Origin of the sequence: Geobacillus sp. Y412MC52 (assembly GCF_000174795.2) — a bacterium.
GTDB classification, from domain to species: Bacteria; Bacillota; Bacilli; order Bacillales; family Anoxybacillaceae; genus Geobacillus; species Geobacillus thermoleovorans.
Genome location: NC_014915.1, coordinates 247,597 through 274,392 on the forward strand (window position 1 = coordinate 247,597; position 26,796 = coordinate 274,392).

The following is a 26,796-nucleotide window of genomic DNA, read 5'->3' on the forward strand; positions in this document are numbered from 1 at the left end:
CAAATGTTCTTCGCCTGCAGGGATGTTCACATCCCGAAGGCGAAGGTTATTTGACCCCGAGCGGCGGCGAGCCGGAGCTGGACAATGCGAAAAGCGCAGGCGAGCGGCTTCTTCCGACGGTTATCTAGTTTTGAAGGAATGAACATCCTGTTGACAAATCCAACAGGATGGATATAATAATTACTGTCCAAGATGATAACTATTGCCTAGTGGCTATGGCGGAGGGGAAACACCCGTTCCCATCCCGAACACGGAAGTTAAGCCCTCCAGCGCCGATGGTAGTTGGGGCCAGCGCCCCTGCAAGAGTAGGTCGTTGCTAGGCAGCTTCATTCACCAGGGAGTTTCGACACGCCTCATTCCCTTTTTCTTTTTAGGGGCGATTGCGCAACAGGGCGATCTGTCAGCGAGCCAAAAGGCTGCGCGGGATCGTCCTTTTTGTTTTTCCTTTTCTCCTATGCCTATTTTTCGTTTTGGAAGTGGCGGCAAGATGTTCGGATATGATACAATTTCAAAAGCAAGAGTGAAGATGATAAAAGGGGATAAGGTAGAACAAAATGAAAAAAATTGAAATTTTGGTGCATTCTCCGGAAGAAACGAAGTCGGTGGCCCGCCGGCTGGCGGAACATCTTGAGCCGGGAATGGTCATCGCATTAGAAGGTGATCTCGGGGCGGGAAAGACGACGTTTACGAAAGGTCTTGCTGAAGGGCTGGGCATTACGCAAACGGTCAATAGCCCGACGTTTACGATTATTAAGCAATATGATGGTCGGCTTCCGCTTTATCATATGGATGTATACCGACTTGAAGATGAATGGGAAGATCTTGGATTTGACGAATATTTTGCTGGCGATGGTGTTACGGTTGTTGAATGGGCGCATTTGATCGCCGGCCAGTTGCCTGAGGAACGGCTGACCGTTTTCTTGTTTCATCGAGGTGGCGATGAGCGGTTGCTTCGCTTTGAGCCGTCGGGGGAGCGTTATGAACAGTTGTGCAAGGAGATTTTTCCGTCATGAAAGTATTGGGAATTGATACATCGAATATGCCGCTTGGCATTGCGTTGGTAGATGGTGATGTCGTGAAAGGGGAATTCATCACTAATGTGAAAAAAGACCATTCATCCCGGGCGATGCCAGCCATTGAGTTGTTGCTTCGACGATGTGACGTTGCTCCAAAAGATCTCGATTTAATCGTTGTAGCGAAAGGGCCGGGGTCGTATACCGGGGTGCGGATCGGCGTGACGATTGCGAAAACGCTTGCCTGGTCGCTCGGTATTCCGATCGCCGGAGTGTCGAGCCTTGAGGTGCTCGCCGCCAATGGCCGTTATTTTCCTGGAGTGATCGTTCCGCTGTTTGACGCACGGCGCGGACAAATTTACACCGGGCTTTATCGCTACGAAGGAGGTGCGCTCCGCTGTCTTGAGGAGGACCGGATTGTGGCGGCGGATGAGTGGGCGCGTCGGTTGAGCGAGCGGGAAGAGGATGTATTGTTCATTGGTGCGGATGCACCGCTATATCGTGATTTGTTTCGAAGTCATTTAGGCGAACGGGTTCACGTGGCCCCGCCGTCTTTGGCGTTGCCGCGTCCGAGCGAGTTGGTGATGCTAGGCAAACAAAAAGAGCGCGAGAACGCCCATGTGTTTGTGCCGAACTACCTCCGCCTTGCCGAGGCGGAGGCGAAATGGCTCGCGAAACAAAAAGGGGAACAGAACGATGGGGATCAATGTTCAATTTCGGCCAATGACCATTCATGACATTGATGAAGTCGTGCAAGTCGAGCGGGCATCGTTTACTTCGCCTTGGAGCCGTGAATCGTTTTACAACGAGCTCATGTACAACCGCTACGCCAAATATATCGTCATGGTGTACAACGGGCGGATCATCGGGTATGGTGGGATGTGGCTTGTCATCGATGAGGCGCATGTGACGAATGTAGCCGTGTTGCCGCAGTTTCGTGGGCAAAAGCTTGGTGAAGCGCTCATGCGACGCTTGATGGACATGGCCAGGCAGCATGGGGCGGCGACGATGACGCTTGAGGTGCGCGTGTCCAATCATGTTGCCCAGTCGCTGTACCGAAAGCTGGGGTTTCGCAACGGAGGCATTCGCAAACGGTATTATCCGGATAACTTTGAAGACGCGTTAGTCATGTGGGTGAAGCTGAGATGAATGAGGACGTATATGTATTAGGCATTGAAACGAGCTGCGATGAAACGGCGGCAGCAGTCGTGAAAAACGGAAGAGAGGTTTTATCGAATGTAGTGGCGTCGCAAATGGAAAGCCATCGGCGGTTTGGCGGCGTCGTGCCGGAAATTGCTTCCCGCCATCATGTGGAGCAAATTACGCTCGTTATTGAGGAAGCGATGCAGCAGGCCGGCGTATCGTTTGCGGGCCTTGATGCGGTGGCGGTGACGGCCGGACCGGGGCTTGTCGGAGCGCTTCTTGTCGGGGTCAACGCGGCGAAAGCGTTAGCGTTCGCCCATGGATTGCCGCTTATTGGAGTGCATCATATCGCCGGTCATATTTACGCCAATCAATTAGTGGCCGAAATGAAGTTCCCGCTGTTGGCGCTCGTCGTTTCCGGTGGTCATACGGAACTAGTGTTCATGAAGGAGCATGGGAATTTTGCGGTGATCGGTGAAACGCGCGATGACGCTGCCGGTGAGGCGTATGACAAGGTGGCGCGGGCTTTAGGCCTTCCGTACCCAGGAGGACCGCACATCGACCGGCTGGCTCATGAGGGAGAGCCAGTGATTGATTTGCCGCGAGCGTGGCTTGAGGAAGGTTCGTATGATTTCAGCTTCAGCGGCTTAAAATCGGCGGTTCTCAATGCGCTCCACAACGCGAAGCAGCGCGGCGAGGAGATCGATCCGAGACAGATGGCCGCGAGCTTTCAGGCCAGCGTCGTCGATGTGCTGGTGACGAAAACGGTGCAGGCCGCCAAAGAATACCGCGTACGGCAAGTGCTGCTCGCCGGGGGGGTGGCGGCCAACCGCGGGCTGCGGGCTGCACTGCAGGATAAAATGAAAGAGCTCCCCGATGTGGAGCTTGTCATCCCGCCGTTATCGCTATGCACCGATAATGCTGCGATGATTGCCGTTGCGGGAACAGTGTTATATCAACAAGGAAAGCGGGCTGATTTGGCGCTCAACGCCAATCCAAGCTTGCCGCTTGTCTAGGCAGTTGGCTGAAACGCGAAAGACAACGCGAAAGACACCAAAGGGCGATCCGTTTGCGGCAGGCAAACGGATCGTCCTTTTTGTTTTCATTTGAAAAAAGTTTGTGTATATTTTTATCCACAAATCTGTGGACAATGTGGAAAAAGCGGTAAAACACTATCAACATAAGAAAAACAATACACAGCGATTTTTGTGCAAAAGGAAGATGTTTTTTGTGGATAATGTGGAAAAGTTGGTGAATAACTTATATTCCATGGTGGAAATTGTGGATTCTTTTGTGGATAATGTGACTAACTAAAGAACAACCCGCCGAAACTAGAGGCGGGTTGTCGGTTATAGTGAAGTATAAAGCTGTTCCCATTCGGCCAATAACATTTCGACTCGCTGCTTCCGCTCGTCGTTTTCTTGCGTCAATCGTTGCATCGTCTCATAGTCGCCGTAAACGGATGGATCACAAAGTTGCTGCTCGATCTCAGCGATTTGTGCTTCAAGCGCTGCAATCTCGGCTTCGATTTCATCCAAGCGGCGTTGGCGCTGGCGCCGTCGTTTTTTTTCCTCTTTTTCTTGCTCGTACGTCGTTTTGGCAGAATCACTTGCCGTTTCTGTCGGGCGGACGTTCAGGAGCGCCAGTTCACGCATTTCTTCTTTTTTGGCGATGTAGTAATCATAGTCGCCTAAGTATTCCGTTAGGCCTCCGCTGGAAAGTTCAAACACCTTTGTTGCGATTCGGTTGATGAAATAGCGGTCGTGGGAAACGAACAAAATCGTTCCCGGGTAGTCGATGAGCGCTTGCTCGAGCACTTCTTTGCTGTCGAGGTCTAGATGGTTTGTCGGTTCGTCCAAAAGAAGGACATTTGCTTTTTGCAGCATCAGCTTGGCGAGCGAAAGGCGTGCTTTCTCCCCGCCGCTTAAAGCGGAGACCGGTTTTAAAACGTCATCGCCGGAAAACAGGAAGTTGCCGAGCACGGTGCGAATTTCTTTTTCCGTCTTTTCGGGGTAGGCGTCCCACAGCTCGTCAAGCACCCGTTTGTTCGATGACAAATCAGCTTGGTCTTGATCGTAATAGCCGATTTGGACGTTTGCGCCGTAGCGGAGCTCTCCTGTTTGGATAGGGAGTTTTCGGGCGATCGCCTTCAGCAATGTCGACTTGCCGATGCCGTTCGGCCCGACTAGGGCGACGCTTTCGCCGCGCGTGATGCGGAAGCTGATTTGGCGGATGATGGGTGCACCGTCGCCATAGCCAACGGCTATGTCTTCAGCGGTGAGCACTTCATAGCCGCTCGGTCGATCGATCGAGAACGAAAAGGAGGCTGATTTTTCATCGCCGACAGGCCGTTCGAGCCGTTCTATTTTTTCCAGTTGCTTTCGCCGGCTTTGCGCCCGTTTGGCCGTCGAGGCACGGGCGATGTTGCGCTGGATGAAGTCTTGGAGTCGGGCGATTTCTTCTTGCTGTTTCTCGTACCGTCTTAACTCTTGTTCGTATTGCTCGGCCCGCAACTCCAAATAGCGGCTGTAGTTGCCGGCATAGTGTTTGAGCGTGGCATTCGACAGTTCGTATACGTCGGTGACGATTTTGTCTAAAAAGTAGCGGTCGTGGGAAACAACCAGGACGGCACCGGGATAGGCTTGCAAGTACTGCTCCAGCCAGGCGAGCGTCTCAAGATCCAAATGGTTCGTCGGCTCGTCCAAAATCAATAAATCCGGCTTGGACAACAGCAATTTCCCAAGGGCAAGCCGCGTCCGCTGTCCGCCGCTTAACGACGAGACCGGCGTTGTTTTATAATCATATGAGGAAAACTGCAGCCCGTGCAAAACGGAGCGGATGTCGGCTTCGTATTGGTAGCCGCCTTGTTCTTTGTATTGTTCTTGCAGCTCGTCATACGTTTTCAGCGTTTTTTCATAGCGAGCTGGATCGGCGAGTACGTCTGGGTCGCCGAGTTGCATGCTGAGTTCGGCGAGCTGTTTTTCGAGTCCTAGAAGCGGGGTGAATACCTCAAGCATTTCGTCCCAAATGGAACGCGGCGAGTCGAGCCCGCTGTTTTGCGCCAAATAGCCGATTTTGATATGGTTTGGTTTGATGATTTTGCCGCTGTCGAAAGAGAGTTCACCGGCGATGATTTTCAACAATGTCGATTTTCCCGCTCCGTTGCGGCCGACAAGGGCAATTCGGTCGCGGGACTGTATTTCTAGTTTTATATTCGATAAAATAAGGTCAGCGCCGAAATATTTCGTGAGCCCGTGCACTTGCAAAATGATCATGTCCGTCACCTCGCGAATAGTTTAACGTAAGTCGCGAAAACGGTCAAAGACGAATGATGAAAAATCGTGTATAGTGTATAAATGGAGGAGATTGTATTGTCATCGTTCACTCATTTCAATGAACAAGGGCGCGCGAAAATGGTTGATATTACGCACAAAGAAGATACTGTGCGAGTGGCTGTGGCGCAAACGAGCGTGACTGTCAGCCGGGAAATTTACGAAAAAATGACGAGCAATGCGATCGAGAAAGGGGATGTGCTCGCCGTCGCTCAAGTGGCGGGGGTGATGGCGGCGAAGAAGACAGCTGACCTTATTCCAATGTGTCACCCGCTTATGTTAAAGGGTGTGGACATTGCTTTTGCTTGGGAAAACGATGGAGAAGCGCATAAGCTCGTCATCACGGCAACGGTGAAAACGAAAGGGAGCACAGGAGTGGAAATGGAAGCGCTGACGGCCGCTTCGGTCTGTGCGTTGACAGTGTACGATATGTGCAAGGCGCTTGATAAAGGAATGGTCATCGGTCCGACGTATTTGGTCGAAAAAACGGGCGGGAAGTCTGGCCATTACCGACGGAAAACCGATTAGCTAGGGGATGAGATCATGAGCAACGAACAACCGAAAATTCCGCAGGCAACCGCCAAACGGCTGCCGCTTTACTATCGGTTTTTGAAAAACTTGCACGCTTCCGGCAAGCAACGCGTCTCCTCTGCCGAGTTAAGCGAGGCGGTGAAAGTCGATCCGGCGACGATCCGCCGTGATTTCTCCTATTTTGGCGCGCTTGGCAAAAAGGGATACGGGTATAATGTCAATTATTTGTTGTCGTTTTTCCGCCGGACGCTTGAAGAGGATGAGGTGACCGAAGTCGCCTTGTTTGGCGTCGGCAATTTAGGCACCGCCTTTTTAAACTATAATTTTTCGAAAAACAACAATACGAAAATCGTGATGGCGTTTGATGTCGATGAGCGGAAAGTAGGGACGACAGTCGGCGGGGTGCCGGTTTATCATCTCGATGAGTTGGAGGAGCGGCTTCACGAAAACATCCCGGTCGCCATTTTAACCGTGCCGGCCGCCGCGGCTCAAGCGCTGACCGACCGCCTTGTCGCGCAAGGAATTAAAGGCATTTTAAACTTTACTCCGGCGCGGTTGAACGTGCCGAACCATATTCGCGTCCATCATATCGATTTAGCCATTGAGCTGCAGTCGCTCGTCTATTTTTTGAAAAACTATCCATCGCCATCGTAAAAAGGAGAGAACAACACATGAAATATTTGTTGCTCGTTGCTGTGATTTTGTTGCTGTTTGGCACGAAAAAGCTGCCGGAATTAGGGCGGTCGTTCGGCCAGTCGCTTCGCGAGTTTAAAGACGCCACAAAAGGGCTCGCTGATGACGAAGAAACGAAAACCGACCGATGACAAGGCAGGATGGGGAAACAATGAATGACAAAGAAATGTCAGTGTATGAGCATCTGGGTGAACTGCGAAAACGGCTCATCATCGTGCTCATCTTTTTTGCTGCGGCGCTTGTCGTTAGTTTCTTTTTTGTCGATGATGTCATTTTGTATTTGCAGCGAACGGCCGAGGCGAAGCATTTGACCATGAACGCCTTCCGCCTCACCGATCCGATTAAAGTGTATTTTCAGTTTGCCTTTGTCATCGCGGCTGTACTGTCGGCTCCGGTGCTGTTGTATCAAATTTGGGCGTTTGTCAGCCCCGGTCTGTATGAAAAAGAGCGGAAAGTGACGTTAAGCTATATCCCGGCGTCGATCGTTCTTTTTTTAGCAGGCGTCAGCTTCGCTTATTTCGTCTTGTTTCCGTTTGTCGTTCGATTTATGAGCCAGCTGGCTGACCAACTAGGGGTTCAACAAATGATCGGCATTAATGAATATTTTCAGTTTTTGCTTCAGCTCGTGCTGCCGTTTGGCATCGTGTTTCAGCTGCCGATCGTCGTGTTGTTTTTCACCCGCTTAGGGCTTATTACGCCGCAGCTTCTTGTTCGCATCCGCAAGTATGCGTATTTGGCGCTGCTTATTTTAGCGGCGGTCATTACGCCGCCGGATGTGCTGTCGCAAGTGATCGTCATGATTCCGCTCACCATTTTGTATGAAGGAAGCATTTGGGTGGCGCGCATCGGCTATCGGAAAGCGCAGCGAGCAGCCGAGGAGGAAGGCAATGAGTGAGGCGGGACGAAAAACATGGAGAGGAAAGCGAGCAAGGCCGGGCCAAACGAAGGGGCTGTCTCAAAAGCCGCAAAACAGGGCTTTGAGGCCGGCCTCTTGTTTTTTTGTTTCCATTTTCACGATATGATCGCCGTCATGAGATTGATGTTCTGGTCCCTTCCCGTGCGAATCACGGGAAGGGGGTCAGCGTTTTGAGGCAAAAAGAAGGCGAAGGGCGGTGCCGAAATCAAAGGCAGCGAGCGCCGCTAAAGCGATGGTGGAGACGTTCCAAACCGTTTCATGAGCACTTTCGATGGCCAAATACGTAAACATTGAGCCTAAGACGAAATACAGAAGCGAAAACAGCCGAGGGTTTCGCATCATAGCCAAACCCTCCAAACGGCGAGCGGCAGCTCGGACTGGCGCATCATTTTCTCAATCTCGTCGGCCAACAGCGTCTGCATGGCGACGACGAACGTATTCATGGCGACATGGGCGAAAATCGGCACGAAAATGCGTCCGGTTTTCGCGTATAAAAACGCGAATACCATCCCCATGGATGTGTACAGAAGCAAATGTTCCGGCTCCATATGGACAAGGGCAAACAAGAGCGAACTGACAAGCGCAGCAAGCCAAAAGTTGTATTTTTCATAAAGTGAGCCGAAAATGATTTTGCGGAAGATGATCTCTTCCAAAATCGGGCCGATGACGGAGGTGACGACGACCAACAGCGGCGTCAGGCGGATGATATCGATGATTTGCCTTGTATTTTCCGACCCTGGTTTGATGCCGAGCAGCCGCCATTCGATGTTGGCGGCGATGCTTTGCGCCGTGAGCGCCAAAAAGACGCCCAAGACCGCCCACATCCACGAGGAACCAAGCGGCAGCCGCCGCATCATTCGTTCGTTGCGGTCACCGCGGAGCAGCCATAGGATAATGACAAAAGCGAGCAGGAAACTAATGATCGCCCAATACCCGGAAGCCAGTTTGGCGGCTTCGAGGCGGCTTTCCGTTCCTTGGCCGACGCCGAGGGCGCGAAGAAGCGGCACGCCGACAAAGGCGGACAGCTGCATGACGATATACGTGATGATGACGTACCAGTGGTTGCGTTTCAAACCCTCTACCCCTTTTATTTCAAATTATATCCGTATTGTAGCACATGTATGGCGAAAATAGTAAGAAAACTGCATCCTCGCATCCCACCTCACCGCCGTAAAAAAATGAACCGGAGCCGTTTATCAGTCCGAGGAATGTGAAATAATGAAAACGAGCTCCGCGCGGATGGGGAGTAGAGGCAAAACAACCGGCTCCTTTTGCTCTTTCTTCTTTAGGAGAGAAAAACAGTTATTTTTTTGCATTTCCTACTTGCAAAACTGAAAGAAGTTCATTAATATTATAAGTGTGTTAGCACTCAATAGTGATGAGTGCTAATAAGAACGGTGAAAACTATCGTTAAGGAGGTTGTTCCCCGTGTTGAAGCCATTAGGCGATCGTATTGTCATTGAAGTCGTGGAAACAGAAGAAAAAACGGCTAGCGGTATCGTTCTGCCGGATACGGCGAAAGAAAAACCGCAAGAAGGTCGCGTTGTTGCTGTCGGTGCAGGCCGCGTGCTCGATAACGGCCAACGCATCGCGCCGGAAGTCGAAGTTGGCGACCGCATTATCTTCTCGAAATATGCGGGCACAGAAGTGAAATACGACGGCAAAGAATACTTAATTTTGCGCGAAAGCGATATTTTGGCTGTCATCCGCTAATATATGCGTTCATCACATAAACATTCCGAAAACATACTGGGTACTTAATCGGATACTTAACTTGTGGCACGCAGTCTAACAATTTCATAAGGAGGTAACGGGGTATGGCAAAACAAATCAAGTTCAGCGAAGAAGCGCGCCGTGCGATGTTGCGCGGGGTGGACAAACTTGCAGACGCAGTGAAAGTCACATTAGGTCCGAAAGGCCGCAACGTCGTATTGGAGAAAAAATTCGGTTCGCCGCTCATCACGAATGACGGGGTAACAATCGCGAAAGAAATCGAACTCGAAGATCCGTTTGAAAACATGGGCGCGAAACTTGTCGCTGAAGTCGCCAGCAAAACGAACGACATCGCTGGGGACGGTACAACAACCGCTACGGTATTGGCTCAAGCGATGATCCGTGAAGGCTTGAAAAACGTGGCTGCTGGTGCCAATCCGATGGGCATCCGTCGCGGGATTGAAAAAGCGGTTGCTGTTGCTGTTGAAGAATTAAAAGCCATCTCCAAACCGATCAAAGGGAAAGAGTCGATCGCCCAAGTGGCTGCGATTTCGGCTGCTGACGAAGAAGTTGGTCAATTGATCGCTGAAGCGATGGAACGTGTCGGCAATGACGGCGTCATCACGCTTGAAGAATCGAAAGGCTTCACGACGGAACTCGACGTTGTCGAGGGGATGCAATTCGACCGCGGTTACGTTTCGCCGTACATGATTACGGATACGGAAAAAATGGAAGCGGTTCTCGAAAATCCGTACATCTTGATTACGGACAAGAAAGTATCGAGCATCCAAGAATTGTTGCCGATCTTAGAACAAGTGGTCCAACAAGGCCGTCCGCTCTTGATCATTGCGGAAGATGTTGAAGGCGAAGCATTGGCGACGCTTGTTGTCAACAAACTGCGCGGCACGTTCAATGCAGTTGCCGTCAAAGCGCCTGGCTTCGGTGACCGCCGCAAAGCGATGCTCGAAGACATCGCGATTTTGACAGGCGGCGAGGTGATCTCGGAAGAGCTTGGCCGTGAATTGAAATCGACAACGATCGCTTCGCTCGGCCGTGCGTCGAAAGTTGTCGTTACGAAAGAAACGACGACGATCGTCGAAGGCGCTGGCGATTCGGAGCGCATCAAAGCGCGCATCAACCAAATCCGTGCGCAGCTTGAAGAAACGACGTCCGAATTCGACCGCGAAAAACTGCAAGAACGCTTAGCGAAATTGGCTGGCGGCGTAGCGGTCATCAAAGTTGGGGCGGCAACAGAAACAGAATTGAAAGAACGCAAACTGCGCATCGAAGACGCGCTCAACTCGACTCGTGCGGCTGTTGAAGAAGGCATTGTCGCCGGCGGTGGCACGGCTCTCATGAACATCTACAACAAAGTCGCTGCCATCGAAGCGGAAGGCGATGAAGCAACCGGCGTGAAAATCGTATTGCGCGCGATCGAAGAACCGGTTCGTCAAATCGCGCAAAACGCTGGTCTGGAAGGCTCGATCATCGTTGAGCGCCTGAAAAACGAAAAACCGGGCATCGGCTTCAATGCGGCAACAGGTGAATGGGTCGACATGATCGAAGCTGGTATCGTTGACCCGACGAAAGTCACTCGTTCGGCGCTGCAAAACGCTGCATCTGTCGCCGCAATGGTCTTGACGACAGAAGCGGTCGTTGCCGACAAACCGGAAGAAAACAAAGGCAACAACAACATGCCGGATATGGGCGGCATGATGTAATCCGCCTAGCGAAACAAAGAACACTGGGAGTAATCCCGGTGTTCTTTTTCTTTTTGCCGCTGGGCAGTAGTCAAATTGAACGTGAAGTTTTGCACTCGGGGCGGCAGGATGGAGCTTGAGTTCTTTGACGAGCAGCGGCGGGGCCGCAGCATCAGCAACCACTCCGCGATGGCCTGTTGACCATGAATACGTTCCGAGCCGGTAGTCGACCGTTTCGCTGTTGATGGTCAATACCAGTTTTGGCGGTTCGAATGAACAGCCGGAAAATCATAGAAGCAGGAGAAAAACCAAACTCCGTCGTTTTCTCATAGGCAATTCCCCCTTTTTTAGTTTAGGCGTCTTTTCTGCAGATTTGTTGCGTTTATCCGCACGGAAAAGGGAATAAAAACATAATGGAGACGTCTAAACAAAGGAGCATTCCCGTTAGGAGCTTTTCCGGGGACTTGATCAAAAAAAGCCCTCTTGGTATGATGCAGGGGTGTCAAACACATCACTCACCATACCAAGGAGGACTTCAAATGCATTGTACACAAAACTATAAAATTGATCAAGTAACCGAACAAACGCTTGTGGTGGGCATCGATATCGCGAAACGAACCCACTACGCCTGCTTCGTGGATGACCGAGGGCGCGTGCTTCGCAAATCGTTCCCGATCTTCCAGTCGAAAGAGGGCTTTCGCCAGCTGTATGAAGCGATTCAGGAGGCGATGCAAGCGTTCGGAAAGCCGCAGGTGATCGTCGCGGTGGAACCGACCGGGCACTACTGGTTGAACCTGGCCTACTTCCTCGAGGAAAAAGGGATCCCGTTGGTGATGGTCAACCCGGCGCATGTGTGCCTGTCGAAAGAACTCGATGACAACCTGCCGACGAAACATGACGCCAAAGACGCCCTGGTCATCGCCAGACTGGCGAAAGACGGACGATTCCTCGTCCCCCGGCTGTTGCACGAGATCGAAGCCGATTTGCGCGTCGGGAGCACGCTCAAAGAGAAGCTCCGCAAGGAACAGGCAGCGGTGAAAAACGCGATCATCCGCTGGACCGACCGGTATTTTCCGGAGTTTTGGACGGTGTTTCGCGACGTGGGAAAAACGGCGCTTTCGGTGCTGGAGTGGACGCCGCTTCCGGCTGATATGGCGGGCCGATCCGCCGAGGAGCTCATCGAGGTGCACCGGCAAAGCGAAGGGTTGAAAAGCCCGCAGAAAACCAAGATTCGGGCGTTGATCAACGCCGCAAAGGACTCGATTGGGGTGACGGAAGGGGCGACGATGGCCCGATTTGAGATCGCCGCGCTCGTCCGCCGATACCGCCAATTGGAGGGCGAAATCGCGGCGTTGGACGCCGAGTTGAAGGTATTGGTTCAAACGACGATGGAGTATCAATGGCTGAAAACGGTCGACGGGTTGGGAGACGCCACGATCATCGATCTGCTGGCGGAGATTGGCAGCTTCGCCCATTATCGGGACCCGCGTCAATTGGTGAAGTTGGCGGGCCTGACGCTCAAGGAGAATTCCTCCGGCCAGCGCAAAGGGCAAAAGCAGATCTCCAAACGGGGACGGAAACGGCTGCGATCGGTGCTGTTTCGGGCGATGATTCCGCTGATCCGGCACAACGAGGCGTTTCGCGAGCTGCACGACTATTACACGACGCGCCCCGTCAATCCGCTGACCGGAAAGCAGTCCATCGTCGCGTTATGCCGAAAGCTGTTGAATGTGCTGTTTGCGATTTGTACGAAGAAACAAGCCTTTGACGCCGAGCGAATGAAGCAGGACGTCTTGTCCCAGGTGCACCGGGCGGCCTAAGGCCTCCCCCTGCGAACGGAAGAATCGTTGGACAACAGGATGACACCGGAGAAGCTGGCGTGATCTGATCCATTCGACCTTGAGTCCCCAAAGGAGCTTGGCCGGCCTCCGCCTGATGACGAGACCGAACGAGGGAATGTTGGCGCCAAGACGCCCGGAGACATGGGAGGGTTCGTCCTCATCAGCGACGCGGAGATCCAAGGGTGCATCGAATACGCTTCCTCCCACGGAAGGAAAATATCCCCAGCCGTGGCCGCGAAGCGCACCCTAGGTCTGTAAGATATCCACAAAAATGAAAAAGGATGTAAGGGATTTTGTCGAAAAATATTTTTTGGACACCCCTGAGGGGCCGAAAAGCCTTGATAAATCAACATTTCTAGAGGGAGAGATCACCATGTAAGAGCACTTTCATTTTACTACAGATCGAGCGAAGATTCAAAAACAATATGCATCAAGAGTCAGCCAAGACTTTGTGGAGAACTTTTTTTCGGTTCACTACGGGTGTTGTCAATCACCGGTTAGTGAACCATTTTAAGGAATCGATATCGTAAGCGCTTTCGGGCTCTCATCCCTCATCTTGAGGCGATGATACGATATTCCATTTTTTTACACCCAATCACCATCCCGGAGCGCCGACAACGCTTGATGGATCGGCGTCCCAGATGACTGTTGCAGACACGGTAGATTCTGACGCACCACATCCGCCCACAACCGTCCTGCCTTCCGTTTGGCCTGTTCAATCCGCTTGGACTTCGTCGAGGACGAGGCTGCCCTCCGTGGCTCTTCCTCCTCCAACTGCCCCTTTCTCCACCCGATCCCGTCGATTCGGGCCACCATCGCTTTTAGAAACGCTCGAAGCCCTTGGTCTTTCCAGCTGCGGCGGGATTTCACCCGATGCGCAAATCGGCTCATCACGCTCTCGGCGTGGCCCATCGGACGCATGCCGGTCGTCTCCACCCCTTGCTCCGACAGCCACTCCCGGTAGTCCCGGATGCATCCCGGCATCGACTCGATCCGGCGGATCATGGCAGCCATCTGCTTCTCTTTCGCTTCGTCCTCCAACGTGCCGATGGCGCTGTTCAGCTCCACGAGAAGCCCTTCTTCGTCTTGTTTCGCCAGCTTCTTCCGCACTTCCCGCCAACGCGGATGGCCGGACAGACACTGACGCAGCTCCCGCGCCACATGAAATCGATCCAGCTGAAAGCACGCCCGCTTCCCAAAATACTCCCGGGAGGCCGTGATCCACGACGCCGCGTCGCCGTTGAGGACCAACAGGTCTCGGCACGGATCATAGGCATATTCCTTCATCAGCCACTCCTCAAACCGTTCCCACACGTCCCCCGTCCCTTCATGGAGGTAGTGGCGCCGGTTCACCAGCTCAAGCTGCGACCCGTTTCGTCTCCATCCCTCGTGAACCGCCAGGATTTTCTCTTCTTTCGCCCGTTTTCCTTTCCCCTGGCGGGAAACAGAGTCCTTCCGCCTCCACAAACAGCACTCGGCCATGCCGTTTGGAAACGGGGCGGTGCAGCGAGACAAGGGCCTCGAGCACCAACTGGCGAATCGCCTCGTGGCTGAGAACCGCATACCCCACGATTGACTCGAGTGTGCGAGCTGCTTTGCGGTAGGAAGAGCACTCGACGGCCAACTCGACCGCCGTTTCCTCGAGGCAAGGGCTGATCGACTGCGCTCCATCAAAGCCCAGTTCGGCATCCAGCAAGAAGGTATAGTTCCCCGTTTGCCGGTCATAGTAGTAGTTCCGTCGGAACGTCACTTCCCCAAACAGCGTTTGGATCGTAGTCGGCCGTTTGTCTTTCAGCTGATGCCGGCGCTTGTCCCGCGCTTCCGCCAGTTGTTGATCGATCTCCTCCAAAAGGGCCGCCAACAAGACAGCGAACACCTTTTGAAGAGTTCTCAACAATTGTTCCTCCAACTCTTTTAACTCACATTTCGCACCCTTCCGACGAAAATCGGGAGGATTTTTTCATTCCGATGTCGAATGAATCCTTGACACACAAGGAACGTAAAGGAGTTTTTCTCTCATGAATGTGAAAGTCAAAGGGGTCTATCGTAATGGTTATTTGAATATAATAAGTGTTCTAGTCAAAAAACTCGACATCCCCCACTTGATTGACCATCTTGTGCCCGTCGATCCACAATGCCAAACGCGAGTCAGCGATGCCGTTCAGGCCATCCTTTATAATCTATTTGACGGCCGGCAAGCCCTTGTTCACTTAGAACGATGGGCTCAGGAGATCGATCTGGAGAAACTCATCCGTCCCGGTCTCCAGCCTTCCTGGTTGAACGACGATGCCTTGGCCCGTCATCTCGACCGCTTGTATGAGGCCGATATTCACAAGGTCATCAGCACTTGCTTGATTCACATTTATCGCAAAGAAGGCCTTTCCCTCCGAGCCTTTCACGCTGATACGACGGACAAGACGGTTTACGGAGCGTATGAGTCGGCCTCATTAGAGGCTTTGCAGATCACACATGACTATAACCGCCATCACCGTTGGCAAAAACCAATCGGCTTCGGGCTGGTCGGCAACGAGGATGGCATCCCGTTTTACGGCGATGTGCATGACGGCAATCGATCGGATAAGGCGTGGAATCCTGAGGTGCTGTCGCGGATCCACGAACAGTTCAAACAAGCCAAGATCGACGACGAATGGATTTACGTGGCCGATTCCGCCGCGATGACGAAAGACACCTTGGCGCAGACAAAAGCCGCCCGTGCCTTTTTGATCACCAGAGGCCCTTCGTCGCTTCGAATCGTGAAACAGGCGCTCGCAGAGGCCGATTCGCCTCACATCCCGTGGAGCGAACCCTTTACCCTAGCGGAGAGAAACGGCGCCACGTACCGGGTATGGGAAACGGCCGCGACCTATGAAGGCCACCCGGTTCGGCTGATCGTCGTCGAATCGAGCGCGCTCGACCAGCGCAAAGGAAAAACGCTCGAAAAAGAGCGGGTCAAAGAAGCGGAGCTTCTTCGCGAGGAACAAGTCCGTTGGGAGCGCCACCCCTTCTCCTGCCGCGAAGACGCCGAACAAGCCTTGACGTCCCTCAAGGCGTCCCTTCGCCCTCGGTTTCATCGAGTGGAGGCCGCGGTCGAAGAGATCGTGCGTCCGAAAAAACGGCGCGGACGGCCGAAAAAAGGGGCGGAACCCGAGACGGAGACGCTGTACACCCTTCGCCTAAACGTCGAATTCGACCAACCGGCATGGGAACAGGCAAGACGGAAAGCGTCCCGGTTTGTCCTCGTCACGACCGTTCCGAAGGAATGGAAGGGCCAACAAATGGATGCCCAAGAGATCTTGAAGCTGTATAAAGGGCAAATCTCGGTGGAAATGAACTTCGCGTTTTTGAAAGATCCGTTTTTCACGGATGAGATTTATGTCAAAAAACCAGAACGGGTCGCCGTATTGGGCTATCTATTTCTCTTGGCCTTGGCGATTTACCGCGTTTTTCAGCGCCGGGTGCGTCAGTTCATCACACCAGAACGCCCGTTAAAGGGCGCGGGAGGCCGCAAGCTGACCCGGCCAACGGGACAGGTGATTTTTCAGCTGTTTCAATATGTGAACGTCATCCTGCTGGAGCTGCCAGACGGGCGCATCCAACGCGCACTGGATCGCTCCCTCAACCCGGATCAGCGAAGGATTCTGCAGGGATTGGGCATGGATGAGAGCATCTACGTCTAACATGATACAGAACGACTAGCGATGGTAAAAAAAGGATTGCCATCGCTCGTTGTGTTGGTCAAAAAGTTATTCTGAAAAACTAAATAAAAAATCCTTTGTTTTGACCTTGTTAGGGTGCGAAATGTGAGTTACTCACACTTCAAGATTTTTTCTTTCAAATCAAAACCGCTTTGTTCTTATCTCTTCCACTCTCTTGCTAACATCCCGTACACAACATGGTCAACAAAATGATCGTAAAGCCACTCCGCATCTCGAATCGTCCCTTCATTCGTAAATCCCAGCCGTTCAGGAATCGCTCTGCTCCGTTGATTTTCTACCGCACAGCGGATTTCGACACGATTCATCCCCTGTTCAACCAACAAATAGTCAATGCACGCCTTGCATGCTTTCGTCATCAATCCCATTCCTTGAAACGATTCGCCAAGCCAGTAGCCAATGCTCGTTTTTCGATTTACTCGATCAATATAATGAATTCCAATGACAACGGCCAATTGGCCACGATGCCAAATCCCTGCCTCAAAACCATTGCCAGCAGCAAATTTCTGCAATCCTTGACCGACCTTTTAGGACATACAAAAAAGACTGCTCCGAAAGGCTATCCAAACTGCCTTTTGGAACAGTCTTGCGTCTCCGTTACTATTCCCGTAAAAAGACGAAGTAACAAATAAAAACGACAAACAGCACATACAACAGCGGATGCACGTCTTTGCCGCGGCCTTTTAAAATCATCGTGATCGGGTAGAAGATGAAGCCAACGGCAATCCCAGTGGCGATGCTGTAGGAAAGCGGCATCGTGATGAGCGTGAAGAATGCCGGTACAGCGACTTCGAACTTCTTCCAGTCAATTTCGCCGATCGACGAGGCCATTAATACCCCGACGATGATGAGCGCTGGCGCGGTGACCGGTGCGGTAATGACGCTTAACAGCGGCGAGAAGAACAACGCCAGCAAGAACAAAATCCCCGTCACGACCGCGGAAAACCCTGAGCGCCCTCCAGCGGCGACGCCGGCTGACGATTCGATGTACGACGTCGTTGTCGATGTGCCGAACACCGCCCCAACCATCACCGCTGTCGCATCGACAAGCAGCGCTTTGCCGGCGCGCGGCAGTTTATTGTTTTTCAACAACCCGGCTTGGTTGGCGACAGCCAAGAGCGTCCCGGTCGCATCGAAAAAGTCGACAATAAAGAACGTTAAGACAACACCGAGCATTTTCCACGAGAAAATGTCCGGCAAATGCTTGATCGCTACACCGAAGGTTGGCGAAATATCCGGAATAGCGCCGACAATTTGATGCGGCACTTTGATCAAACCGAAAATCATGCCGACAATCGCGGTAATGACCATGCCGTAAAAGACGCCGCCGTTTACTTTTCTTACCATCAAAACAACAGTAATGAACAATCCAAAAATGGCCAACAGTGTATTGCCGTCTTTCAACGAACTTAATCCGACGAGCGTTGCTTTGTTATCGACAATAATTCCAGCGTTTTGCAAGCCGATGAACGTGATGAACAGCCCAATTCCGGCGCTGACTGCATATTTCAGTTCAACCGGGATGGCATCGATAATTTTTTCCCGAATGCCGGTGAGCGATAAAATCGTAAAAATGATGCCGGAAACAAACACTCCTGCCAGCGCTGTTTGCCACGGAATGCCCATATGCAGCACGACGGTGAAGGCGAAAAAGGCATTCAGCCCCATCCCAGGCGCCAAGGCGATTGGATAGCGGGCCAACACTCCCATCAAAATCGATCCGTACGCCGCTGCCAAAGCCGTGGCGACAAACACGGCGCCTTGGTCAATGCGCAGTTCATCAGGAAAATCTTTCACAGCCCCTAACGACAAGGTAAATGGGTTGACGAACAAAATGTACGCCATCGACAAAAACGTCGTCAGCCCGGCGATCATCTCCGTTCGATAGTTCGTGCCGAGCTCATCAAACTGGAAGTACTTTCTCACGTCTGCCCCCTCCTATACATAAAATAAAAAACGCTTCTAGCAGCTACCAGAAGCGTTGACTAGGAAGGAATGATGAACAGAGAGAGGACAAACAAGCACTCTCCTATCCCGCATCCCTCGTAGTCAAGCTATTTACGGTAGCTTGGTAGAAACTCCCGAGCCATATTCCCAGGATTATACGACGGAATTCAACAATATTCATGATTCCACGGCTATTGTATCAGCCTGAAGATGACCTGTCAAGAAAAAAGACGAACATTTCTTTGTAAATGTTCGTCTTTTGTTCGTTTTTATTCCCACTCGATCGTTGCCGGAGGCTTGCTTGTAATATCGTAGACGACGCGGTTGACATGCGGCACCTCATTGACGATGCGCGTTGAAATCCGCTCGAGCACATCCCACGGGATGCGCGCCCAATCGGCGGTCATCCCGTCGATCGAGGTCACCGCGCGGATGGCGACCGTATAATCGTACGTGCGGGCATCCCCCATCACCCCAACGCTGCGAATGTCGGGAAGGACGGTAAAGTATTGCCAAATTTCGCGGTCCAACCCAGCTTTTTTCACTTCTTCGCGCAAAATGGCGTCTGATTCGCGAACGATTTCCAATTTTTCTTCCGTCACTTCTCCAAGAACACGGATGCCAAGCCCTGGCCCCGGGAACGGCTGCCGCCAGACGATTTCGTCTGGGATTCCTAGTTGCGTGCCGAGTGCACGCACTTCGTCTTTAAACAGCGTATTGAGCGGTTCGATCAGTTCGAATTTCATATCTTCCGGCAAACCGCCGACATTATGATGCGATTTGATCGTTTGCGCCGTCGCCGTGCCGCTTTCGATAATGTCGGTATAGAGCGTGCCTTGCACTAAAAATTCAATGCCTTCAAGCTTGGCCGCCTCGTCGTCAAATACGTAAATAAACTCGTTGCCGATGATTTTCCGCTTTTGTTCCGGGTCCGTAACCCCTTTGAGTTTCGCCAAAAAGCGGTCTTTCGCATCAACTTTAATGACATTCATTTGGAACTGCTCACGGAACGTCTTCATGACGCTTTCGGCTTCACCTTTGCGCAAAAGGCCATGGTCGACGAAAATACAAGTAAGTTGATCGCCAATGGCGCGGTGCACCAAAACGGCAGCAACCGACGAATCGACTCCGCCGCTTAAGGCGCACAGCACTTTTTTTCCGCCCACTTGTTCACGGATGCGGCGCACCTGCTCATCAATAAAGTTTTCCATCGTCCAGTCGCCCCGGCAGCCGCACACCTCAAAGACAAATTTCTTCAATAGATCATTGCCGTATACCGAGTGGCGCACTTCTGGATGGAATTGCACTCCATACCATTTTCGCCGTTCGTCACTCATCGCAGCAATCGGGCACGAAGGGCTCGTCGCATCGACAGCGAAACCAGCCGGCGGAGCGGTCACCAAATCGCCGTGGCTCATCCAAACGACTTGCTCGTCCGGCAAACCATGAAAAAGCAAAGAATCGTTTTTCACTTGGATGAGCGCTTTGCCGTATTCACGGTGCGTCGCTTTTTCCACCTTACCTCCTAAATGGTGCGCCATCAGCTGCATCCCGTAGCAAATCCCTAAAATCGGCAGCCCCAGCTCAAAAATCGCTGGGTCGCATGTAAACGCTTGTTCATCATACACGCTGTTTGGACCGCCCGAGAAAATGATTCCTTTGGCGTTCAGCGCACGAATTTCCTCAGCACGGATCGTGTGCGGATGCAGTTCGCTGTAGACGCCAAACTCTCGGATGCGGCGGGTAATCAGCTGGTTATATTGACTGCCAAAGTCCAAGACGACGATCATTTCTTGGTTCATGTTTTCCACCCCGTCAAAAAAATAACGCTGCCATTGCCCAAAACATGGATGAAGGCAGAATAGCAGCGTCTTCTGCCTTCATAGTCGGGCCGTTTACGGCGGCCCGGTAGAGATGCGCAAGCCATATTCTTGCGCTTATATGAAGGGCTTTCGTCTATCCGTATGCAAATTTGAGTTCATTCTATCAACTTGCCGGCATACGGTCAAGAGATCGTCCTTTTTATTAAATTTTCCCACAATTCCACCGCTTCACGGACATTGGCTTCCTTGATTCCCGTTCCGTATACGGCGCGTTCATATAGTTTCGTCAACCGATTCATCTCATCTGTTTCAAACAGGCGATCCACTTCGGCGGCGTATTGACGCAGCGTTTCATGCGGCCGACGCTTAAGTCCATAATCTTGCAAATGGCGAAGAAGCGCCCCGTACGCAGAAATGAGCCAGGCGGCCCCATCGAGTTTCCGGCGGCGGAACCGAAACAGCGTAAAGCGCGGCCACCATTTCCGCCTTGTCGCATAGGCCGCTCCGCCCAACACGGCCAACACGACCAGCGTGGTCAACCCCATTTTCCACGACCAAACATCCGCCAGCTTCTCCCACCAATGCTCCCCCTGTGCCGTCGAAGGTTGCTCAAGTAATTGATCGAGCGGCACACGCGGCGTTTCCCGTTCTTCCGGCTGCAGCTGTGGTTCTGGCTCCTCTGGATTCGAAGCGGCAAGCGAGAACGCATATGGATTGACAAACCCTTGCGTCGGTTCAAATGGCACCCAGCCGATGCCTTCAAAATACACTTCGACCCATGAATGGGCGTCGTTGTTGCGCACTTCATAAACCGATTGCCCGTCTTGTTCCCCAACCAACCGTCCGGATGTGTACCCTTTCACCCAGCGCGCTGGAATGCCCAGTGTGCGGACGAGCACTGCCATCGAGGTGGAAAAATTGTCGCAATACCCTTGCTTCGTCTCAAATAAAAACTGGTCGACGTAATCTTGATCAGGCCCGGGAACAGCGACGTCCGTCGTTTCGTACGTGTATCCGTTCAGATGGAAGTATTGCTCGATCGCTTTTACCTTGTCGTACACGGTTTCTTTTCCATCAGTAATTTGCTTCGCCAACTCGCGAACCCGCTGCGGAAGCGTCTCTGGCAATTGCGTATAGCGTTTCAAAAAGGGCGGGTCTTGGACAGGGGGCGCGGCGCGCAATGCCTCAATCGGAAAATCTGGCTCCATATACGTCAGCATATACTGACGGATCGGAAGCGCGTTGGCGTTTTGATCGCTCGTATAAATTTTTTCCGTCGCCATATGCATGCGGTAGACGATATGGTCAGACGTTTGCACCTGTTGCAAGCCGAGCGGATAGACGAGATGAAACGCCTGGTCTTGGCGGGTGATTTCCGCCGTCTGCTCGACCGTCTTGACTTTGTCGCTCCACCATTCATACCTAATCAGCTCACCGTTTCCAAACGACTGGACTTGTTCGCTTTGAAACGCTTCCCACCCTTTTCCCGTGTAAATGTCTTTCGTTTCGACGCGCCAATAATGACGGCCTTGGTCTTTGGCAATGAAAACGACGGCATCATCAGCAATAAACGGCCCGCCGAGCCGCGAATCATTTTGCCCATAGCCGATTTTCTTGACCCCGGCGGCTGCCGGGACATCGGGATCTTCTCCCGGATTGGCGGCATAGCTGCGGATGAACGCCACCGGATCCGGCCATTGCGGCGGCAGCTTCGGACCCGCATACCCAACCGCAAGAGCGACGGCAGGAATGAATAGAGCGGCCGCCCGCCACTTTCCGATGCGAAAAGACGGCGCTTTTGCCTGCAGCTCTTCGCCCTGGAGCCAAACGAAGGCAAAAAAGCCGAGCGCAACAAGACGAAGGATCGCCCCGTTGCCGCTATATGGCAGAAACGTATCAAGCACAGCGATATACCCAACTGTCAACGCGTATGGGACAAACCACCGATTCCGCCGTACAATAAGCCAATGCAACAGGAACGAAACGGCCCATAACAGCAGAAAAAAGACAAAGGTGCGCAGCGCATCGCCCGGCATAGAAGACCAATCGCCCGACAACCAGACGGTGCTATCCCGCCAAAGCGCATGAGGCAAAGCGGCGATCGAAGCAAAAGAAAATAGACGAGAAAGCGCCCACCATATATAAACCATTTTCCCGAGCGCGGAAAGCCATATGGGAACACGGAGCAAATGAAGTCCGAAACAAAGGGCGACAAATGATACAAACACGCCTATATGCGCTGTATCGGTGACGGCCTCTAACGGCCAAAGCCATTCCGTGAGCAGCCAAGCGGCTAGGGCGTTAGACAGCACGGTAGATAACATGTTTGCCCCTAACGGTCTCATCCGTCTCCTCCTCCTTGCCGGACGGTTTGCAACGCCTGCGGGTCAATGCGCGATACGTACACTCCGCTGCGGCGAAGCCTGTCCGCCCAATTCCGCTCATCCTCTCCCCATTCACGGTTGACAACATACAGAACAATATGGCGTTTTGGCGCCATTGCTCGCAGCTGCCCGGCCAACTGGGCGGACAACGCGGACGTCACAATGATGCAACCAGCAGCCGTCCTCCAGTTCGCCTCCTCAGCTAAAACATGCGCGAGCGGCTCTTGGCCGCCGACGTCCACTTCCGCCAACCGGAGAAGAATCGACTGCCACTGTCCGTCATGGCGGCGCGGCGCTAAGAAAGAACACTCTTTTCCAGCAACGAGCAGCCCGACCGGCACCCCTTCATCTATCAACGCCTTCGATACGGAAGCCGCTAACGTGACAAGCTCCTCAAACCATGGAGACGCGGCGCCGTCGAGCACAACGATCCAATCGTCATTGCGCTGTTCATCAAACTCTTTGGTCATCAGTTCCTGTCTGCGCGCTGACGCCTTCCAATGCACCCACGACATTTTGTCCCCAGGCACGTATTCACGGGCGCCGGCCGCCACGGCCATATCGCGGCGATAGGCAAGCGTGCGCGCAGCTTTTCCTTGGGCAAACCATTCGCGCACCATCTCAGGCGGCCATTCGATATAACGTGGATAGACGATGACCGTGCACGGGGCATAAAACGATGCCGTTTTGTTCACCCAGCCAAAGACATCGCGCGCTTCCAAGCGAACAGCTTCCAATTGATGACGGCCGCGCGGCAAGGAAAGCGGCCATGTACAAGAAAGGTGGCGGCGAAACGGCCAAGCAATCGCAATCATCTCTCCTCCGTGCTTCCACCCTTCCTCAGCAACAGCAAGCGTCGCCAGCGGAACCGCCCACGGCAACTCGATACGAACCATCACCGGAATCGATTCACCCGCATGGTAGCGCCGCGCCGGCACCGTCCGGCTTACCGCGGCGCGTCGAAGCGGATACATCGCGACCAAGAACGCATACAAACCGAACGGCAAAAAGCTGTAAAACAAAAACCAGCTGACAAATCCACCTTGAAACATGGCGTACGAAAACAAGACAGCCGCCAAAATCAACAGGCGAAGAAAAGCGGGCCATCGTCGGCCATTCCATTTTCCTCTCATGCTCATCGCCGCCCTGGCACCGGCACCGGCGTGCGGGCAATGAGCTGTCCGATGATGGTTTCTGCATCAAACTTGTCCCATTTCGCCTCCGGCCGGACGAGCAGGCGGTGGGCGAGCACATAGGGAGCGAGCTGCTGCACATCATCGGGGATGACAAAATCGCGGCCATGGATGAACGCGTACGCCTGCGCCGCTTTCATCAAGGCGACCGATCCGCGCGGACTGACACCTAAATAGACCGCTTCATGCTGACGGCTTTGCTGGATGAGATCGACGATATATCGTTTCACGGTATCGCTCACATGCACGTCGGCTACCTTTCGTTGCAGCGCAAGCAATTCATCAAGCGACATCACCGGGCCGATCTCCGCCAGCGGTGCCGTCTTTTCTAGACGGTTTAACATTTCGATTTCCTCGTCAGGGGACGGATAGCCCATATGCAATTTCAACAAAAACCGGTCAAGCTGGGCCTCAGGAAGCGGATACGTTCCTTCATATTCAATCGGGTTTTGCGTCGCCATCACAAAAAACGGCTGCGGCAGCGCCCGCGTGACACCATCCACCGTCACACTTCCTTCTTCCATCGCCTCAAGCAGCGCCGACTGCGTTTTCGGCGACGTCCGGTTAATCTCATCAGCCAACACAATATGAGCGACAATCGGGCCGGGCTTGTACTCAAACTGCTGTGTTTTCGGATTATAGACGGAAACGCCGATCACATCGCTCGGCAACAAATCCGGCGTAAATTGAATCCGTTTCAGCTCGGCGCTGAACGATTTCGCCAGCGCGCGCACAAGCATCGTCTTGCCGACGCCCGGCACATCTTCAAGCAACACATGGCCCTTGGCCAACAGCGCCGTTAAACTGAGCACAATGACATTGCGTTTTCCGACAATGACTTGTTCAATATTGCGGACAACTTGCTCAAGCGGGGAAAGCAACGGTTCGTTGATCGTCATGACATCAAACTCCTTTTATGGTGATCAATGGGACTTTTAGGAGTAGGCACTATCTAGTTTCTACTATTATTAATATAATATCGAATATACACAACTTTTGGAATGGATTTGCAACAAAGGGGAGAAGGAAAAAAAAGGGAGAAGTCAAAAATGAAAACGCCCATCCCACGGAAGCGGGATGAGCGCTTTTCCCTTAAATCATTTTCTCCGGTCTCACCCATTCCTCGTACTGCTCCGCCGTGACATACCCGGTTTTCAACGCCGCTTCCTTGAGCGTCAACCCTTCGCGATGGGCGAGCTTGGCGATTTCCGCCGCCCGGTCGTAGCCGATACGCGGGCTCAACGCCGTCACGAGCATGAGTGAGCGGTCCACGTATTCTTTCATTTTCGCTTCGTTCGCCTCCAGCCCTTGGGCGCACCGTTCATCAAACGAGCGGATCACATCGCCGAGCAGCTGCACGGACTGAATGGCGTTATAGGCGATGACCGGCTTGAACACATTTAATTGGAAGTTGCCTTGGCTCGCCGCAAAGCCGATCGTGGCGTCATTGCCGAACACTTGCACAGCGACCATCGTCATCGCTTCGCTTTGCGTTGGATTCACTTTCCCCGGCATGATCGAGCTTCCGGGTTCATTGGCTGGAATCGTGATCTCCCCGAGCCCGGAGCGCGGCCCGCTCGCCAGCCAGCGGATATCGTTGGCGATTTTCATCAAATCGGCGGCGAGCGCTTTCAACGCTCCGTGGACATACACGATCTCATCATGGCTTGTCAGCGCATGGAATTTATTGGTTGAAGAACGGAACGGATAGCCCGTCTGCGTTTTTAGCTGCTCGGCCACTTGCTCGCCAAATCCCGGCGGCGCATTGATTCCGGTGCCAACCGCCGTGCCGCCGATCGCCAAATCAAGCAGCTTCTCACTCGCCTCCATGATCATCGCCTTGCTTTTCTCAAGCATCGCCCGCCAACCGGAAATCTCCTGCCCAAATGTGAGCGGCGTCGCGTCTTGCAAGTGGGTGCGCCCGATTTTGATCGTCTTCCCATATTGGCGTTCTTTGGTCGCGAATGTCCCGATCAAGCCATCAAGCGCTGGCAGGAGGTGCGTTTGGATCTTCGTGAAGATCGCGATATGCATCACAGTTGGGAATGTGTCGTTCGAGCTTTGCGACATGTTCACATCATCGTTCGGGTGAATGCGCCCTTCCCCCTCATCCAGCAGCTCGCTCGCCCGTCTCGCCACGACTTCATTGACGTTCATGTTCGTCTGCGTCCCGCTTCCCGTCTGCCAGACGACGAGCGGAAAATGGTCATCCCATTGGCCCACCAAAATTTCCTCGCACGCGGCCACAATCGCCCGCTGCTTCGCTTCGCTCAGTTTCCCGGCTCGATGGTTGACGATGGCCGCCGCTTTTTTCAACTCGGCATAGGCGTAAATGAGTTCAAGCGGCATCGTTTCTTTGCCGATGCGGAAGTTTTGCCGGCTCCGCTCCGTCTGCGCCCCCCAGTATTTATCGGCCGGCACCCGCACCTCGCCGAGCGAGTCGCGTTCAATCCGTTTATTCATCGTGTTGTCCTCCCTCTAGAAATGTTGATTTATCAAGGCTTTTCGGCCCCTCAGGGGTGTCCAAAAAATATTTTTCGACAAAATCCCTTACATCCTTTTTCATTTTTGTGGATATCTTACAGACCTAGGGTGCGCTTCGCGGCCACGGCTGGGGATATTTTCCTTCCGCGGGAGGAAGCGTATTCGATGCACCCTTGGATCTCCGCGTCGCTGATGAGGACGAACCCTCCCATGTCTCCGGGCGTCTTGGGGCCAACATTCCCTCGTTCGGTCTCGTCATCAGGCGGAGGCCGGCCAAGCTCCTTTGGGGACTCAAGGTCGAATGGATCAGATCACGCCAGCTTCTCCGGTGTCATCCTGTTGTCCAACGATTCTTCCGTTCGCAGGGGGA

The 26,796-nt window shown here is 52.9% G+C and carries 22 protein-coding genes, 1 rRNA gene, 2 pseudogenes and 2 riboswitches; of the genes and pseudogenes, 14 read left to right on the forward strand and 11 right to left on the reverse strand.

Annotated features, from left to right (window positions below):
• Positions 1 to 205 precede the first annotated feature (205 nt).
• The 6 genes from rrf to tsaD all read left to right on the forward strand — a co-directional run bounded on the left by rrf (position 206) and on the right by tsaD (position 3,172).
• A 5S ribosomal RNA gene (gene rrf / locus GYMC52_RS01370) occupies positions 206 to 322 on the forward strand.
• Positions 314 to 568, forward strand: a complete 255-nt coding sequence (locus GYMC52_RS19555; RefSeq protein WP_156779977.1) for a hypothetical protein — start codon at positions 314 to 316, stop codon at positions 566 to 568. Before rrf ends, GYMC52_RS19555 begins: the two co-directional genes overlap by 9 nt.
• Positions 555 to 1,013 (forward strand): tRNA (adenosine(37)-N6)-threonylcarbamoyltransferase complex ATPase subunit type 1 TsaE, encoded by a 459-nt coding sequence (tsaE, locus tag GYMC52_RS01375; RefSeq protein ID WP_013144048.1) that lies wholly within the window; start codon positions 555 to 557, stop codon positions 1,011 to 1,013. The genes GYMC52_RS19555 and tsaE overlap by 14 nt, the downstream gene beginning before the upstream one ends.
• Positions 1,010 to 1,750: a tRNA (adenosine(37)-N6)-threonylcarbamoyltransferase complex dimerization subunit type 1 TsaB gene (gene tsaB / locus GYMC52_RS01380; protein ID WP_011229746.1), complete on the forward strand. Its 741-nt coding sequence runs from the start codon at positions 1,010 to 1,012 to the stop codon at positions 1,748 to 1,750. Before tsaE ends, tsaB begins: the two co-directional genes overlap by 4 nt.
• Complete coding sequence (gene rimI, locus GYMC52_RS01385; RefSeq protein WP_011229747.1) at positions 1,710 to 2,162, forward strand: ribosomal protein S18-alanine N-acetyltransferase; 453 nt, start codon at positions 1,710 to 1,712, stop codon at positions 2,160 to 2,162. The genes tsaB and rimI overlap by 41 nt, the downstream gene beginning before the upstream one ends.
• Positions 2,159 to 3,172, forward strand: a complete 1,014-nt coding sequence (gene tsaD / locus GYMC52_RS01390; protein WP_013144049.1) for a tRNA (adenosine(37)-N6)-threonylcarbamoyltransferase complex transferase subunit TsaD — start codon at positions 2,159 to 2,161, stop codon at positions 3,170 to 3,172. Before rimI ends, tsaD begins: the two co-directional genes overlap by 4 nt.
• 333 nt (positions 3,173 to 3,505) lie before the next feature.
• Here the strand turns inward: tsaD and GYMC52_RS01395 are convergent, their stop codons facing one another.
• Positions 3,506 to 5,431, reverse strand: coding sequence for an ABC-F family ATP-binding cassette domain-containing protein (locus tag GYMC52_RS01395; protein WP_013144050.1), 1,926 nt, complete (start codon positions 5,429 to 5,431; stop codon positions 3,506 to 3,508).
• A 96-nt stretch (positions 5,432 to 5,527) separates the two neighbouring features.
• Between GYMC52_RS01395 and moaC the strand changes: the two genes are divergently transcribed.
• The 4 genes from moaC to tatC are packed head-to-tail and all read left to right on the forward strand — an operon-like array spanning position 5,528 to position 7,607.
• Positions 5,528 to 6,016, forward strand: a complete 489-nt coding sequence (gene moaC / locus GYMC52_RS01400; protein ID WP_011229750.1) for a cyclic pyranopterin monophosphate synthase MoaC — start codon at positions 5,528 to 5,530, stop codon at positions 6,014 to 6,016.
• A 15-nt stretch (positions 6,017 to 6,031) separates the two neighbouring features.
• Positions 6,032 to 6,673 carry a redox-sensing transcriptional repressor Rex gene (locus GYMC52_RS01405; RefSeq protein WP_013144051.1) on the forward strand — a complete coding sequence of 214 codons (642 nt, stop codon included), beginning with the start codon at positions 6,032 to 6,034 and terminating at the stop codon, positions 6,671 to 6,673.
• 17 nt (positions 6,674 to 6,690) lie between these two features.
• Positions 6,691 to 6,843 (forward strand): twin-arginine translocase TatA/TatE family subunit, encoded by a 153-nt coding sequence (tatA, locus tag GYMC52_RS01410; protein ID WP_013144052.1) that lies wholly within the window; start codon positions 6,691 to 6,693, stop codon positions 6,841 to 6,843.
• Positions 6,844 to 6,863: 20 nt separating this feature from the next.
• On the forward strand, positions 6,864 to 7,607 hold the full coding sequence (gene tatC, locus GYMC52_RS01415; RefSeq protein ID WP_013144053.1) for a twin-arginine translocase subunit TatC: 744 nt from the start codon (positions 6,864 to 6,866) through the stop codon (positions 7,605 to 7,607).
• Positions 7,608 to 7,790: 183 nt separating this feature from the next.
• Here the strand turns inward: tatC and GYMC52_RS01425 are convergent, their stop codons facing one another.
• Together GYMC52_RS01425 and GYMC52_RS01430 are read right to left on the reverse strand one after the other, a co-directional pair.
• Positions 7,791 to 7,970, reverse strand: a complete 180-nt coding sequence (locus tag GYMC52_RS01425) for a YdiK family protein (protein WP_013522803.1) — start codon at positions 7,968 to 7,970, stop codon at positions 7,791 to 7,793.
• A complete protein-coding gene (locus GYMC52_RS01430) occupies positions 7,967 to 8,701 on the reverse strand; it encodes a CPBP family intramembrane glutamic endopeptidase (protein WP_013522804.1) in 735 nt (244 codons plus the stop codon). The genes GYMC52_RS01425 and GYMC52_RS01430 overlap by 4 nt, the downstream gene beginning before the upstream one ends.
• 355 nt (positions 8,702 to 9,056) lie before the next feature.
• Between GYMC52_RS01430 and groES the strand changes: the two genes are divergently transcribed.
• The 3 genes from groES to GYMC52_RS01445 all read left to right on the forward strand — a co-directional run bounded on the left by groES (position 9,057) and on the right by GYMC52_RS01445 (position 12,861).
• Positions 9,057 to 9,341 carry a co-chaperone GroES gene (groES, locus tag GYMC52_RS01435; RefSeq protein ID WP_013144057.1) on the forward strand — a complete coding sequence of 95 codons (285 nt, stop codon included), beginning with the start codon at positions 9,057 to 9,059 and terminating at the stop codon, positions 9,339 to 9,341.
• 104 nt (positions 9,342 to 9,445) lie between these two features.
• Positions 9,446 to 11,062 (forward strand): chaperonin GroEL, encoded by a 1,617-nt coding sequence (gene groL / locus GYMC52_RS01440; protein ID WP_013144058.1) that lies wholly within the window; start codon positions 9,446 to 9,448, stop codon positions 11,060 to 11,062.
• A 518-nt stretch (positions 11,063 to 11,580) separates the two neighbouring features.
• Positions 11,581 to 12,861: an IS110 family transposase gene (locus GYMC52_RS01445; RefSeq protein WP_013522805.1), complete on the forward strand. Its 1,281-nt coding sequence runs from the start codon at positions 11,581 to 11,583 to the stop codon at positions 12,859 to 12,861.
• A 606-nt stretch (positions 12,862 to 13,467) separates the two neighbouring features.
• On the opposite strand, the pseudogene GYMC52_RS18305 reads toward GYMC52_RS01445, so the two are convergent.
• Positions 13,468 to 14,758 (reverse strand): annotated as a pseudogene (locus GYMC52_RS18305) (ISLre2 family transposase).
• Between the two features lie 142 nt (positions 14,759 to 14,900).
• On the opposite strand from GYMC52_RS18305, the gene GYMC52_RS01460 reads away from it, so the two are divergent.
• Positions 14,901 to 16,559: an IS1634 family transposase gene (locus GYMC52_RS01460; RefSeq protein WP_013522806.1), complete on the forward strand. Its 1,659-nt coding sequence runs from the start codon at positions 14,901 to 14,903 to the stop codon at positions 16,557 to 16,559.
• A gap of 176 nt (positions 16,560 to 16,735) precedes the next feature.
• Here GYMC52_RS01460 and GYMC52_RS01465 read toward each other — a convergent pair.
• The 7 genes and pseudogenes from GYMC52_RS01465 to fumC all read right to left on the reverse strand — a co-directional run.
• Positions 16,736 to 17,119 (reverse strand): annotated as a pseudogene (locus GYMC52_RS01465) (GNAT family N-acetyltransferase); the annotation flags it as partial.
• Positions 17,120 to 17,195: 76 nt separating this feature from the next.
• Complete coding sequence (locus tag GYMC52_RS01470) at positions 17,196 to 18,521, reverse strand: NCS2 family permease (RefSeq protein WP_013522807.1); 1,326 nt, start codon at positions 18,519 to 18,521, stop codon at positions 17,196 to 17,198.
• 100 nt (positions 18,522 to 18,621) lie between these two features.
• Positions 18,622 to 18,723: riboswitch (purine riboswitch) on the reverse strand.
• 88 nt (positions 18,724 to 18,811) lie between these two features.
• Positions 18,812 to 20,344, reverse strand: a complete 1,533-nt coding sequence (gene guaA / locus GYMC52_RS01475) for a glutamine-hydrolyzing GMP synthase (protein WP_011229763.1) — start codon at positions 20,342 to 20,344, stop codon at positions 18,812 to 18,814.
• 61 nt (positions 20,345 to 20,405) lie between these two features.
• A riboswitch (purine riboswitch) is annotated at positions 20,406 to 20,507 on the reverse strand.
• A 40-nt stretch (positions 20,508 to 20,547) separates the two neighbouring features.
• The gene (locus GYMC52_RS01480) at positions 20,548 to 22,710 is read right to left on the reverse strand and encodes a transglutaminase TgpA family protein (RefSeq protein WP_013522808.1); all 2,163 of its coding nucleotides are present in this window, start codon (positions 22,708 to 22,710) and stop codon (positions 20,548 to 20,550) included.
• Positions 22,707 to 23,888, reverse strand: coding sequence for a DUF58 domain-containing protein (locus tag GYMC52_RS01485; RefSeq protein WP_013522809.1), 1,182 nt, complete (start codon positions 23,886 to 23,888; stop codon positions 22,707 to 22,709). Before GYMC52_RS01485 ends, GYMC52_RS01480 begins: the two co-directional genes overlap by 4 nt.
• Positions 23,885 to 24,841 carry an AAA family ATPase gene (locus GYMC52_RS01490; protein ID WP_013522810.1) on the reverse strand — a complete coding sequence of 319 codons (957 nt, stop codon included), beginning with the start codon at positions 24,839 to 24,841 and terminating at the stop codon, positions 23,885 to 23,887. Before GYMC52_RS01490 ends, GYMC52_RS01485 begins: the two co-directional genes overlap by 4 nt.
• A 193-nt stretch (positions 24,842 to 25,034) precedes the next feature.
• The gene (gene fumC, locus GYMC52_RS01495) at positions 25,035 to 26,405 is read right to left on the reverse strand and encodes a class II fumarate hydratase (protein WP_013522811.1); all 1,371 of its coding nucleotides are present in this window, start codon (positions 26,403 to 26,405) and stop codon (positions 25,035 to 25,037) included.
• Positions 26,406 to 26,796: the final 391 nt, after the last annotated feature.